Annotated in this window: 9 protein-coding genes; 7 read left to right on the top strand and 2 right to left on the bottom strand. The window is 36.8% G+C overall.

Translation table 11 applies throughout. The features are described 5' to 3' along the window. The first annotated feature begins 308 nt into the window (after positions 1-308). Both V7659_RS13335 and V7659_RS13330 read left to right on the top strand, forming a co-directional pair. Entirely contained in the window at positions 309-1,580 is a 1,272-nt protein-coding gene (locus V7659_RS13335) for a serine hydrolase (RefSeq protein WP_335540400.1), read from the top strand. A 73-nt stretch (positions 1,581-1,653) separates the two neighbouring features. Then, a complete protein-coding gene (locus V7659_RS13330; RefSeq protein WP_335540399.1) occupies positions 1,654-2,604 on the top strand; it encodes a C39 family peptidase in 951 nt (316 codons plus the stop codon). Positions 2,605-2,792: 188 nt separating this feature from the next. Here the strand turns inward: V7659_RS13330 and V7659_RS13325 are convergent, their stop codons facing one another. Beyond that, positions 2,793-3,917, bottom strand: coding sequence for an acyltransferase family protein (locus tag V7659_RS13325; RefSeq protein WP_335540398.1), 1,125 nt, complete (start codon positions 3,915-3,917; stop codon positions 2,793-2,795). Positions 3,918-4,088: 171 nt separating this feature from the next. Between V7659_RS13325 and V7659_RS13320 the strand changes: the two genes are divergently transcribed. Continuing rightward, complete coding sequence (locus tag V7659_RS13320; RefSeq protein WP_335540397.1) at positions 4,089-4,805, top strand: polysaccharide deacetylase family protein; 717 nt, start codon at positions 4,089-4,091, stop codon at positions 4,803-4,805. Between the two features lie 83 nt (positions 4,806-4,888). On the opposite strand, the gene V7659_RS13315 is transcribed toward V7659_RS13320, so the two are convergent. Further along, a complete protein-coding gene (locus tag V7659_RS13315) occupies positions 4,889-5,914 on the bottom strand; it encodes an acyltransferase (protein ID WP_335540396.1) in 1,026 nt (341 codons plus the stop codon). A gap of 200 nt (positions 5,915-6,114) precedes the next feature. Here V7659_RS13315 and V7659_RS13310 point away from each other — a divergent pair, with 200 nt between their 5' ends. Genes V7659_RS13310 through V7659_RS13295 form a run of 4 tightly spaced genes read left to right on the top strand, consistent with a single transcriptional unit; the run spans position 6,115 to position 13,684 of the window. Beyond that, positions 6,115-8,289 (top strand): bifunctional glycosyltransferase/CDP-glycerol:glycerophosphate glycerophosphotransferase, encoded by a 2,175-nt coding sequence (locus V7659_RS13310; RefSeq protein WP_335540395.1) that lies wholly within the window; start codon positions 6,115-6,117, stop codon positions 8,287-8,289. A 5-nt stretch (positions 8,290-8,294) separates the two neighbouring features. Continuing rightward, positions 8,295-9,713 carry an MBOAT family O-acyltransferase gene (locus V7659_RS13305; RefSeq protein WP_335540394.1) on the top strand — a complete coding sequence of 473 codons (1,419 nt, stop codon included), beginning with the start codon at positions 8,295-8,297 and terminating at the stop codon, positions 9,711-9,713. Positions 9,714-9,730: 17 nt separating this feature from the next. Next, positions 9,731-10,933, top strand: a complete 1,203-nt coding sequence (locus V7659_RS13300; RefSeq protein WP_335540393.1) for a DHHW family protein — start codon at positions 9,731-9,733, stop codon at positions 10,931-10,933. A gap of 48 nt (positions 10,934-10,981) precedes the next feature. Then, complete coding sequence (locus V7659_RS13295) at positions 10,982-13,684, top strand: bifunctional glycosyltransferase/CDP-glycerol:glycerophosphate glycerophosphotransferase (protein WP_335540392.1); 2,703 nt, start codon at positions 10,982-10,984, stop codon at positions 13,682-13,684. Positions 13,685-14,156 lie beyond the last annotated feature (472 nt).

Genomic DNA, 14,156 nt, shown 5'->3' with positions numbered 1-14,156 from the left:
TAAATCATATTATTCGTATAAACCAAAGAACTGGATTACCTATGGACGGACATACCAGACCTATTACTTCTATCCAGACAGTCAGCTTTATGATTTTTCTTGGAATACGGTGGTAAAAGTCTACTATACTTTTGATGGAATGAGTTATGTAGCTAATATGTATAGAACATATTAAGCTTATTTAAGGGTATCCATATTGGATATCCTTTTCCAATATCTATTTCCTTTTTTTAGTAGAAACCTATATTCATATATTGCGAATTTTGTTAAAATTTAAGAAAGATAAAATGTAAGAAGGGGGAAAAGAGTTGAAGGCTGGAAGTTTATTAAAAGGGTTGATTATGGCTATTTTCGTATTTTCCATGATTATACCGAGCCCACAGGCTAGTGCAGCGGAATTAACATCGCATCAGGATTTTACTAAGAAGGTATCGGTTGAACTAAACAAGTACATAAAAAGATCCGGAGGTCTGGTTACGCTCCAGTATCAGGATTTGGTTACAGGTGATACGTTTCAAATTAAAGGGAAGACCTCTAGCCGTGCAGCAAGTACGATTAAACTGCCGCTTGCACTCTATATTATGGAGCAAGCAGCTAAAGGCAAGATCAATTTAAATCAGAAGCTGAAATACAAGAGTTATCATTACTATGGCGGCAGTGGCGTGATTCAAAAAGATAAGGTCGGGACGTACTACACGATTCGTGATCTGGTAAAAAAAGCGATGATTTATAGTGATAATATTGCCTTTATCATGTTAAAGGAACGAGTCGGACAACAGAATTTTATTAAATATATGAAAAGCGTGGGGGGCAAGTATGCCTATCCGAATGGGCAAAATTTAACCTCTGCAAAAGATTTAACGATTTATGCGAAAAGGCTCTATCAATTCTCGAATAAAAGCCCGTTAGGCAAAGAACTAGTCGGCTATTTGAAAAAGACCGTTTATAATACGACCATACCACGCTGGATTAAGGGGACACCAGTGGCCCACAAGGTTGGGATGATTCCAAATGACCGAATCTATAACGATGCAGCCATTGTGTATGACAAAAACCCTTACGTATTAGCGATCATGACAAGAGGTATTTCCTATGAAAGATCACAAAAGGTGATTGCTGGTGTAGCGGCAATTGTTAATAAGAATCATAAAGCGAAGGCGTCAGCTCCATATTTTAAGAGTAAAGCAGATGTAACCATCTATCAAAATAACAGCAAATCAGCTGCGATTGGAACATTGAAAAAATACCAAACTCTGAAAATTATCTCTAGTAAGGGTACGCGGTTTGGAGTCAAATTTGGAAAGGGAACCGGTTATATTGAAAAGAAATCTGTGGTTGCCTTAAAGAAAGCAACGGTAAGCGGCTGGGCTGCAAATCTCCCCCAAATCGGCATCATTAAAATGAAGGGGAAAACACCTGTGGTCGACAAATCCATTTCAGGTAAGGTCATTGCCTATATTAATAAAAATCAAGATTACTATTTTTTCAAAAGGGATAAAGATTACTATGTTGTTGATTTAGGTGGAAGAGTTGGATATGTCGCTAGTAAATATATTACTGATCTTAGTGTAAGCATGTAAGTTTATCGTCTTAGCTAGGGAGCATCCACCCCTAGCTTTTTTACATCATTCTAATAGAAGGGGTTGACAAGAGATGAAGAGAATCAAATGGATCATATCATTGTTTATTTTGCTGCTATTGGCAGCAAATTCGGGTAAGGCAGAGGCAGCCACTGTGATTGATAAAACGCCGCCGAAAATGCCTACGGTAAATAATCTGACCAATAAATCCTTTACGATTAAAGGGAAGGCAGAGGCAAATTCAATCGTATATGTAAAAAGGAACTCAAAATATTACTTAAAGAAAGCAGCAGATAAAAACGGGAATTATTCTTTTCCGATACCGCAGCAAAAAAAACAAACCGTCATCGAGATATACGCTGTCGATCAGGCCAAAAATAAAAGTCTAGTGAGAAAAGTGATTGTTAAGTCACAGCCCAAGCTTAAAAAGCAGAAATTGAATGTGTCGGTCATTCGGCAAATGCCTGAGTTGCCGCGTGGGTGTGAAGTGACGAGTTTAGCGATGATGTTGAATTATTCTGGTACAAAAGCAAATAAAATGACTCTCGCTAAACAAGTAAAAAAGGATCCAGCAACCATGAAACGAAAAAACGGAAAAATTTATTTTGGCCATCCTAATTATGGGTTTGTCGGCAATATGTATACCTTCAATAAACCAGGGTTAGGTGTTTTTAATAAACCGATCGAAGCTTTAGCAGAACGATATAAACCGAATCGGATTAAAAATTTGACTGGAAAACAGTTTGAAACGATTTTAAGTTACGTAAGCGCCGGCCATCCGGTCTGGATTATTAATACGAGCTGGTTCAGCCGTGTTCCCAATTCGTATTGGCAAACATGGTATACCTCACATGGAACGGTTCGGATTACCTATAAAGAACATTCTGTTGTGATTACTGGTTATGATTCCAAATATGTTTATTTTAATGATCCATTAGATGGAACGAAAAATAAAAAGCGCCCGATCAAATCATTTGTTGAGGGATGGAAACAATTTGGAAGTCAGGCGATTAGTTATTATTAGGCTATGTTAAACTAGTCTGTTGATTTCCGCTCCAGGCACTTCGCTTTCCGCGGGCGGTCCGGGGAGCCTCCTCGTCGCTGCGCTCCTGCGGGGTCTCCCCTGCCCCGTCCTCCCGCAGGAGTCTTCGTGCCTTCCGCTCCAATCAACAGAGTGCCAAAATCAACAAATGCTTTTAACACAGCCTATTATTAAGACGTTCCCATCCTCGTTCTTTTGAAAAATGGAATATGAGCCAGACGGATTAGGAAGTTAATTCCGATTGAAACCATGATGGTTAAGATAAACACCCAAATCACGATTAGAGTGGAATAGTAAGGCGCAAAGCTCATTTCTTGAAAAAAGTAATAAATAAAAAAGGTATGTGTCAGCCAAATAATGGTTGAGTGTTTCCCTAATAGAAGAAATAACCTCTCTAGAATGGTGATATTTTGTACGAGCTTAACAAAAGAAAAGATAACGATGGGTGAAAGAATAAAATCTGAGTAGTTATAGATTCCAGCTATTTCAGGACCTCTGGTTTTTATAATAAAAGGGTACGTGTATTGACGTATATAAAAGCAGATGACAAGCAGCAGTAAAAACACAATTTTATTATTTAAGTGAATTTTCGAGAAAAAAGTATTCATTTTTACAAATAACGAGTATTTGGAAAAGTAGATTCCGGTAATGAACATGATTTGCCACGTGAACAACGTACTTAGATGATTAATAGCAATTTGTACTAGTTCCAGTGTAGGAAAAAAATCATCAACATGTTGAAAGAACGCTGCAAGAAACAGGCAAATAAATGAGAGGTAACTTGTCAGTACGGGCCATTTTTCGATCAATTTTATGATGAGCGGGAATAACAGGACCAATTCAATATAAACAGAGATGAACCACCACTCGCCATTATAGGTATGAATCAGCGCGAATAAATTATAAATAAAAAGTTTAGGATTCCACGCATACCTTACCGTATTATCAAAATATTTGAGCCCAATTGGAATAAAAATAAAAAAGACAAGCCAATAAATGGTAAAAAAGTTGATTGCTCTTATGAACCCCTGACGAAAGGTAAAATGTTTTTTTGATTCGAAGCTTTTATAAAGACCCAACCCGCTTAAAAACAGGAAAATAGCTACACATAGTTTACCAAATTGACCAATGAGCTGGTCTAAGGGCAAGTTATCAACCATCATAATCGGCTTGTAATCGACAGCAGCAATACGGTTTGGAAAAGCAAATAAATGGTGATAGACCATTAAAGTGATGGCAAGTCCCTTTGCAATCGCGGTCATATTTCTAGAAAAAATAAATGGTTTATCTTCCATATATCATTCACCTCAGGAAAACGATCTAATTTTATCCATAGGTTGTTTGGAATCATGCAGGATTATTCATCATTGAGGATTTTTCTTTTACACGAGACTTAAGGAAAAGCGTCAATTGCATATCTTAGAATAGAAGATTTAGAGTTTTTTATTTTAGAGGGGGAAAAAGATATGTTAAAAAAAACAACCACAGTCGTTCTAGCGATGTTGCTGCTGCTTAGTACCTGCTTTTTTTCAACCAATAAAACGTATGCGAACGAGAATAAAGCTAGTAAGGTTGTTTATCTGACTTTTGATGATGGACCAAATCAATACACGCCTAAAATACTTGATATTTTGAAAAAGAAACAAGCGCATGCGACCTTTTTTATGATTGAAGGTAATATTAAACGGAATCCGAAAACCGTTAAGAGGATGATTAAAGAAGGAAATTATCCAGCATTACATAGTGTTTCCCACAGTGTTAAAAAATTATATCGCGGCAGTTCTAAAAACGTTGCTGTTGAAATGGAACAGACACGGCAAACTTTATTAAGAGTTTCAAAGTTTAACAGTATGTTAACCCGCGCGCCATATGGAAGCAAACCCTATATGAAGAAACCATTACGGGATGCATTAGCGAAAAAGGGCTTTAAGATGTGGGACTGGGACATTGATACACTTGATTGGAAATATAATCGAACAAGTCCGAAGACGATTACATCAAGGGTTAAATCCGGACTCAAAGGTAAAAAGGGCCCAATCGTGATCCTGTTCCATGATTCAAAAGGAACAGCCCAGCAGCTTCCAATTATTATTGATTACCTTCGCACAAAAGGTTATACACTAGAAGTCTATAACCCGCAAAAACATATTGTGAAGAATTTTTGGAAAGACAAAAGATTATAATCTTACCGGTAGAATATATTAAAATTTACTTACAATAATAAAACACAAAAAGGGCTGCAAGAGATGCAGCCCTTTTGATGTGATTAGGGTATCAGTTTATTTAAAAGTGGAAGCCTCTTAATGACATAAACCACAAGTGTGCTGAGGATGAGGATGATGATAATGTTGACTGGTACGGATATCAACGGGTGAATCTGATTACTATCAAGGAACAGCGAGTAATCCTTAAGTAAGTAGATAATTAACGCATGGACAAGATAGATTCCAAAACTATAGATGCTGAGTAAATTAAGCACTGGAGGAAGTGCCTTCTTCATGTTCAGCGACTTCATCCCTAAAAAGATCGCCATGGAAACCAACACGACATTAGGCGCAAAGTTGGAATACCAGTACGTATCAAGTTGACCATTGTTATTTTTTGTATACCAATAGGTTAAGATAAAGGTCAGCACGAACCCGATTAAACCCGCTATGTATATACTTCGTTTTGCTCTTTTTGTGAAATCATAATGGTCAAGGTAATAGCCCAGCACAAAAAATCCAATACTTCCAGCGACATGGTTCAGTTCTAATTTATAGGTAAATCCGAAGAAATACCTGACAAATGCACTTATCACTGTTGCGATTCCCCATAACAGTAAAAAGTATTCAATTTCTACCAGTTTGGCATTTTTGATAAAAATTGCAAGAATGGGGGTAATCAAATATAGACCTAAAATCACATACATAAACCATAAATGGTAGTTAATTTGATCAGTTAATAAATAACGGAAAAATTGCGGCACTGAAAACTCAAAGGTTCCCTTCGAAACTTTGTATAAATAATAGAAAAAACTCCAGCATACTAAAGGGACTAAAATTTTACTTGTCCTTTTCAGCAAGAATCCTTTAATCTGAAGATCCTCTCGTCTGCCCAGCATGAGGGCACCGCTAATCATGAAAAAAATGGGAACGGCATAGCGTGAAAGTGTTTCATAAAGATTTCCAGCCAGAAAAAAGCTAGAGTTATGCTTAAAAAGGTTAATTAAAACAACGCCAGCACTAACATGAATCATTACGACTGCAATAATGGCATAAACACGCAGCCAATCTAAGTAATACTTTCTCATATGTTGGATCCTTCTCCTTATGGTGTCTATCTACAGTATGTCCCCAATCATTTTACTTGATTTTCTGTTATTTTCATAACACAAATAAATTACAAACAGATTAAATTGTATGAATTAACAAATTCTATACATAACAATGATTAATTGTTAAAATCTAATAGGAATATTGTCGAAATTTCAGGGAGTGTGACAGAAAAAGTATGTATACTAAACAAAAAGCGACGGTATCAATCATAATCCCGTATTATAACTCCATGGAATTCATCGGAGACTGTTTAAATTCCGTATTATCACAAACCTATATGAATTTGGAGATTATTATCATAAATGATGGTTCGGATGCAGAAAATACAGGATACATTGAAACGTTGCAAGACGACAAAAGAATTGTCTATTTAAAAAATGAATCAAAACAGGGAGTAGCCTACTCACGGAATAAAGGCTTGAGTTCTGCGACAGGGGAGTTTGTGTTTTTTCTAGATAGCGAAGACATCCTAGCAGAAGAAGCGATTGAAATCCTTTTGGCTCATATTGAGGAGGCACCTGCGATTGCAGGGAGAACCAAGCGATTATTGAGGCCGACGGATTTAGAGGTTCCACAGCCGTTAGAAGTCATCGTGACCCCTAAACCAAGTCAAAAAATATTCCATAGCGGAAGTATTTTGAATGTATTGATTCGGAGCAGTTTTATCAAAGAACATATGGTTCGCTTCTATGAGGGAACGGAAGGCGCCACAGATATATCAGGGATCATCCCGTTTCTCTTATACGTCAAAAGTTTACCATACTTAAATATCCGTACATATTTTCAACGTGTTCGTAATGACCCGATTTCTAATCCAAGTCTCGTTCAACGTTCTATTCAAGAGAGAACCCGTGATTTTATCAAAGTCTATATGGAAATGAATCAGCAGTATGGAACGTCTCAACCAGTTAAGGAATATTTGGACGGGCTCCTTCTCAGGTTTTACCGACGACAGGTTATTAATATCTTTAAAGATCAAAAACACCTAGATGAATTCTTTAACTTATTGTCGTCCGCGATGAAAATACTTAATCCAGCGAGCATTGCTTCCCAGCCTAGTCATATTAAAAGGGAAGTGAACCAGTTACGGGCTGGAAATAAAAATAAATTCATCAAAGGATATAGATTCCATGTAGAAGCAAGGGATTTTAAAAATGCGATAAAAGGGTTCACTAGGCTTAAAAGGTACATCTATAATAAATTTTTCTTAAGATTCCCGATGAAAGATAATTACATTATTTTTGAAAGTTTCTTAGGTAAAAACTATTCGGATAGTCCCCGTAATATTTACGAATATATCATTGAAAACAATCTTGATTATAAATGTATCTGGGTATTTAATGATAAACATCGTCAAATCCCTGGGAATGCAAAAATTGTGAAACGATTCAGCCTTGCCTATTACTACTATTTTGCGGTATCAAAATACTGGATTAATAATATGCGGCAGCCGCTGCATCTTGTTAAACGCGAGGGAAATGTCTTTTTAGAAACCTGGCATGGTACCCCGCTTAAAAAATTGGTTTTTGATATGAAGGATGTCTATTCGGCCAATCCAAGATATAAGCGGGATTTCTATATGCAGTCACGTGCCTGGGATTATTTATTATCGCCGAACCGCTATTCTTCGGAAATTTTTCGAAGCGCCTTTAAGTTTGATAACGAAATGCTGGAGTTCGGCTATCCAAGAAATGATATTCTTTACTCACCGCAAAAAGAAGAAATTGTGGCAAGAGTAAAGAAAAACATTGGAATACCTGACAACAAAAAGGTAGTACTATATGCACCAACTTGGCGGGACGATGACTTTTATGAGCCTGGCAAGTATAAATTTCAACTGCAGCTGGATTTACACAAAATGAAGGAAACCCTTGGGGATGACTATGTGGTCGCACTAAGGATGCACTATTTTATTGCGGATGATATTAATGTGGAAGGCTTGGATGGCTTTGCGTTCAATCTTTCAAAGTATGATGATATTGCTGAATTATACCTGATTTCGGATATTCTCATCACTGATTATTCTTCTGTATTTTTTGATTACGCCAATCTTAAGCGCCCGATTTTATTCTTTACGTATGACCTGGATAAGTATCGGGACCAATTAAGAGGGTTCTATCTGGATTTTGAAAATGAAGGCCCAGGGCCATTGCTGCGGACAAGTGATGCTGTCATTGATGCAATTGCGAACATTGATGAGATAAATGAGCAGTACTCCGATAGATACGCTGCATTTTATGAACGATTCTGCAGTTGGCATGATGGGAAATCTACGGAGAAAGTAGTCAAAAGAGTCCTGCTGGGTGAGGACCCATCCTTTCAAAAACAATCAGAGAATTACGGAGGATAAAAATCGTGCTATTTAGTTCAACCGTATTTTTATTTTTATTTTTACCTCTCACGTTAACTTTATATTTTTTGGCTCCCCGAAAGTTAAGGAACACGATCTTACTTTTGGCGAGTTTGTTCTTTTACGCCTGGGGTGAACCAAAGTTTGTGTTATTTTTGTTTCTCTCCATTGTACTTAATTATGTTTTTGCCCTGTTAGTTGATCAAAATAGGGAAAAACATGTCTTAATTAAGTGGGTAATGGGGGTAACTATTTTTGCGAACCTTTCCATTTTGATTGTTTTCAAATACGCCAATTTTATTGTCGATAACATTAATGAACTGTTTGGAACAACGATTGAATTAGGAAATATCCCTTTCCCATTAGGAATCTCCTTTTTTACCTTTCAGGGACTAAGCTATGTGATTGATGTGTACAGAAAAGATGCGAAAGCGCAAAAAAATCTCATCAACATGGCAATGTATAAGGCGTTGTTTCCACAGCTGATTGCCGGACCGATTGTCCGCTATGTCACAGTGGCTCATCAAATCGATGAACGGAAAGAATCGTTATCGAAATTTGCGTATGGGACGAAACGATTTATCATTGGCTTAGCTAAGAAAATGATTCTAGCCAATAATTGCGGCTGGGTCGCCGACCAAGTGTTTTCTATGCCTGCAGGTGAAATGTCGGTGGGGATGGCGTGGATTGGTATCATCGCTTATTCATTACAAATCTACTTTGACTTTTCGGGATACTCCGATATGGCAATCGGTTTAGGCAGAATGTTTGGCTTTGATTTTCTTGAGAACTTCAATTATCCGTATATTTCGCGTTCCGCAACGGAATTTTGGAGAAGATGGCATATTTCCTTAAGTACCTGGTTTAAGGATTATTTATACATTCCTTTAGGCGGAAACCGCGGTGGGACGTATAAAACCTACCGTAATTTGTTCATTGTCTGGCTTGCGACTGGGATTTGGCATGGTGCCGCCTGGACCTTCATCGCCTGGGGTGTTTATTACGGAGTATTAATTATGTTAGAAAAAGCATTTTTATTGAAATGGATTAAAAGTATTCCAAGGGTATTCCAACATCTTTACGCCATTATTGCCGTGTTGATTGGCTGGGTATTCTTCCGTGCCGAGACATTTACGTATGGATTTAATTATTTAAAAGTGATGTTTTTTGCGAATGGCAACCCAATTTGGGACCAGCAGGCAAGCTTTTACCTATCCCAATATGGAATCGTTATATTGATTGCTATGATTGCGGCCACGCCTGTATTCCAAGTTCTCAAAGACCAAGTTTTAAAACCGGGGACATCAGGAATCGCCAGCGGTAGAGATATTGTGGTCACGGCGAGTTATGCGGTTATTTTCTTTTTAACGCTTGTTAGCGTGGTATCGTCCACCTTCAATCCATTTATTTATTTCCGGTTTTAATGAGTATGGAGGGAATTATGAAAAAAGCTAATGTACAAGGCCTCGCCGTCATAGCTATTTTTCTGTTAACGATCTTCGGTTTCTTTATCTTTACATTTGTGACCCCATCGAAGTCCATGTCGTTACTAGAAAATCGAAAGCTAGCGCAAAGGCCTGATTTAAATAAGGATAATTTACTTACTGGGGAGTATTCCAAGCGTTTTGAGCAATATTACAATGATCAATTTCCGATGCGTGATTCATTTATTGAAACGAACGCCTTAATTAATAAGAATTTCTTCAGACAAAATATAATTGAGGATGTCTATGTGGCGGATGATGGGTATTTGTTATCACAAATTGCCGAGGTCACCCCTACTGATGCGAAACAAACAGCGGCCAGAATTAATGAACTTGCGACAAACCTTTCTAAAAAGAACATCAGTGTGTATACCGCATTAATGCCCAATAAATCAACCATGATGGAGGATAAATTTCCAGCCTATTTTCCAAGCTTTGGTCAAAAAAATATGAACCTTCTTTATAAAGAGCTTGGAAAAGCGTCCCATCCGATTGACTCCCGCAGCGCCCTGGCTAAGCATATGAAAGAAGACTATATGTTTTTCTATTCAGACCATCATTGGCAAGCAAAAGCTGCCTTTTATGCGTATCAAAATGTCATGTCTGAGATTAATGCGAATGAGCAAACCGATAACCAGGTTTACCAATATAACGATTACACATGGAAGTTATCTGGAAAACCGTTTTTGGGTTCCGATGCTCGGAAAACAACAAGTGCCAATGCTAAGAAGACTGATACGATTTTAGTGGCCCAGCTGAAAGAAAAACATCAGCCGTTTACGACGAAATGGGGAAATCGCACAAGAAGTGGATTATATAATATGGATTTTTTAACAATGGAAGATCCCTACACCAACCGTTATCAAGCTTATTTAGGTGGGGATTACGCTCAATTGTTAATTACCAATCCTAATAAAACAAACGGAAAAAAGGTATTAGTGATCAAGGATTCTTATGCAAATGCATTTATTCAATTTCTTGTTCCACACTATAAAGAGACGCATGTATTAGATCTACGTCATTACAATAAAATGCCTATCGAAAAATATGTGGAGAAAAACAATATTGACCAAATTGTCCTGCTTTATAATATCAACTCAATATTTGTAACCCCTGCATTAACAAATTTTAAACATCCAGGGCAGGGTGAAAATCAGTAAACCTGATGTTTGCCCTTTTTCTAATCTATTCTTTCGGAGGTAGTAAATTTGGAGCCAGAAAATCGGTCTTATAATGATTTTTATTTTTCTATCATTATGGCGGTGTATAATGTTGAAGATTATTTAAAAGAAGCTGTCGAAAGTATTATTAACCAAACGTTAAACTTCGACAAGCATATTCAATTGATTCTGATTAACGATGGAAGCATAGATGAAAGTGGGAAACTATGTAAAAAGTTTCAAAAAAAGTATCCGAATAATATCGTCTTTATTGATCAAGAAAACCAAGGGGTAAGTAGTGCGCGTAATGCGGGGTTAGAGGCGGCAAAGGGGAAATATGTTAACTTCCTCGATCCAGATGATAAATTATCATTAAATGCCTTAGAACAGGTCTATAACTTTTTTGAAAAGCAGGGCAAAGACATCGATGTTGTTTCCATACCCATCTTTTGGTTTGACCAAGCTAAAGGTGAGCATCTACTTAACTATAAATACGCATCCAATAAAATCATCAATATTCTAAAGGACCATCGCTTTATTCAAATGTCTGCATCAAGTTCGTTTGTTCGAAGGACGGCAATTGGCGAGCAAAGATTTAAAGAAACCCTAAAATATGGGGAAGATGCAGAATGGTTAAATCGGATTATTTTAAAGAAGTGTGAATATGGTGTTGTAAAAAAGGCTAAATACCATTACCGTAAACGAAGCACCAATACTTCTGCGACCCAGCAGGCCTTACAGGATAAGGATTATTATTTACACAGTTTGAAGAACTTTTCGTTTACGTTTATTAATATGTCACTGGAGATTTTAGGATTTGTCCCTAAATATTTTCAATATATGATAATGTATGATTTGCAGTGGCGTCTTAATAATAATGATTTAAATGTACTCATGACTGCAGAAGAAACGGAAAAGTTCCTCAAAAAGCTTAGAGACCTGCTAAGTTATATCGATGATGATATCATTCTGGAACAGAAGCATTTAAATATGTATCGGAAAAATTATTTGCTACGAATTAAGTCCGGTCAGGATTCTGCTGATTTTTACCAACCATTCCATTCACCTAATAATGCGGTCTTATTACACGGCGATCAGGTCATGGATGCTTTGGACCAGCATCAAATTGCGGTAGAGTTAATCAATATTGAAAGTGAGCAGCTTTTTATTGAAGGTCATTTTACTTCCCTTTTTGAAAATAGTGATACAAAAATTGTTGCTGCCGTTAATGGTGAAATGATTGAGGCTCAAATTATCGAACGTTTTTATAAAGATATTAATGTCTTTGGGAAAAACATAAAAAAGGCCATAGGGATTAAATTCAACTTTCCATTAGCTAAAATAGGAAAACAGAGTAAATCACTAAAAATTACTTTTTATGCGATCGTTCATGAGAGTAAAGTAAAGTTAGATGTGTTATTTAGCGGGCAAAGCCATTTAAAAGATAATAGTTATTCTTATTTTAATAAAAATGGATACGTAGTTATTTATCAAAAAAAGAAGAAGCAATTCCTGGTTAGAAAAAGTGAATTTACATTAATCCGCGGGAAAGAAATTGCTGTTCTTAAAACTTTATATAAAATGAATAAACCAGGCTCCAGAAAGGCGTTATTGGTCAGGTTAGATCATTTTCTCCAAAAGCATTTCTTTCAAAAGAAGCCCATCTGGTTATTTATGGACCGGGTAAACAAAGCCGATGATAATGCGGAAGTCCTGTTTGAATATGCGACAAAGCAACAAGACGGAATTCAGAAATACTTCGTTATAAATCAAGATAGTGAAGATTTTAAACGCCTTCAAAAGATTGGCAATGTTATTCCGTATGGATCGCGCCAGCACAAACGTTATTTATTACTCGCCGACAAATTGATTTCCTCTCATGCCGATGAGTTTATTGTCAATCCATTTGGGAAAATGAAAAAGTATCTTAAGGATTTATTTACATATGATTTTATTTTCCTGCAACACGGCATCACAAAGGACGATATTTCGAGTTGGTTAAATAAATATAAAAAGAATATTCGTTTATTTATCACGGCGGCCAACCAAGAATACGATTCGATTGTAAATGGCCATTATGATTACACGGAAAATGAGGTCCTATTATCAGGGTTTCCGCGCTTTGATAAATTGCAAAATGATGATAAGAAGCGGATTCTCATCATGCCGACATGGCGCAGCGATTTGGTAGCAAAGCTAAATCCAATCACTGGAACGCGCGAATATAATCCTGTCTTTAAGGAATCGGATTACTTTAAAGCCTTCAATGATCTGCTGAACAATGATAAGTTATTAAGTGTGGCAAAGGAAAAAGGTTATAAGCTTGTCTTTTTCCCACACCCTAATATCAGGCAGCAGTTGAAGGATTATCAGATTGATGATTCGATTGAAGTGGCGGACATGAATAGCAGTTATCGTGATAATTTTAATCAATCCAGTTTACTTGTTACGGATTTTTCCTCGGTCGCCTTTGATTTTGCTTATTTAAAGAAACCGGTGGTTTATTATCAATTTGGAATGAACCATTTGGCAGAAGGGTATTTTGATTATCAAACAATGGGGTTTGGTGATGTCTTGACTGAAAGTGAGCAGGTAGCGGACAGAATTATTCAATATATGAATCAAAATTGCCAAATGGAAGCATCGTTCCAGGAACGTGTGAATCAATTTTATTCCTTTACGGATCAAGATAACTGTAAAAGGGTTTATGATGCGATTCGCCAAATTAATCAAACAAAAACAAAAAAATAAGATAGAACAAGTTATTAAAGAGCTATTTTCAATAAGGAAATAGCTCTTTAATTTTGTGTCTTGATTAAAAGGTCCCATAAATTGTCGAAATCGGTATAAGTAATTTGTCGGAATTTGTAAAAATAGATTAAAAATCTAGGAGTATATTGATAGAATAGAAGTTGGTTCGTCTACTGAAATATGTTCTTGAAGTTTTGCTTTTACTATCTTCCTAGTTTTAGAGAGAGAACCCGATGCTTCTCATTTCAAGGTCAAACTTTGTAGAGGACTGAAGGGACAATTGGGAGCCCTTAAAAATTTTTGATCACTTTTAAGGAGGTATTATGGAGAAGGTTAGAAAAATTGTTGGGCATGCCGCTATCGCAGGCTTATTGTTCACAATAATGAGCCCTTTACCTGCGTTTGCAGAGGGGAGTGCGACGGAGGCAGCAGTAACTGCTGTCGAGAAGGATCAAGTAACTGAGGATACAAC

The organism is Neobacillus drentensis, from assembly GCF_036966985.1.
In the GTDB taxonomy this organism is placed as follows: domain Bacteria; phylum Bacillota; class Bacilli; order Bacillales; family Cytobacillaceae; genus Neobacillus; species Neobacillus drentensis_E.
This window is presented reverse-complemented; position numbering and strand designations above follow the sequence as displayed.

Excerpts from the sequence above, each read along its gene's own strand:
- V7659_RS13330 (WP_335540399.1), top strand. The coding sequence starts at position 1,654 with ATGAAGAGAATCAAATGGATCATATCATTGTTTATTTTGCTGCTATTG.
- V7659_RS13325 (WP_335540398.1), bottom strand. The coding sequence starts at position 3,917 with ATGGAAGATAAACCATTTATTTTTTCTAGAAATATGACCGCGATTGCA.
- V7659_RS13320 (WP_335540397.1), top strand. The coding sequence starts at position 4,089 with ATGTTAAAAAAAACAACCACAGTCGTTCTAGCGATGTTGCTGCTGCTT.
- V7659_RS13315 (WP_335540396.1), bottom strand. The coding sequence starts at position 5,914 with ATGAGAAAGTATTACTTAGATTGGCTGCGTGTTTATGCCATTATTGCA.
- V7659_RS13310 (WP_335540395.1), top strand. The coding sequence starts at position 6,115 with ATGTATACTAAACAAAAAGCGACGGTATCAATCATAATCCCGTATTAT.
- V7659_RS13300 (WP_335540393.1), top strand. The coding sequence starts at position 9,731 with ATGAAAAAAGCTAATGTACAAGGCCTCGCCGTCATAGCTATTTTTCTG.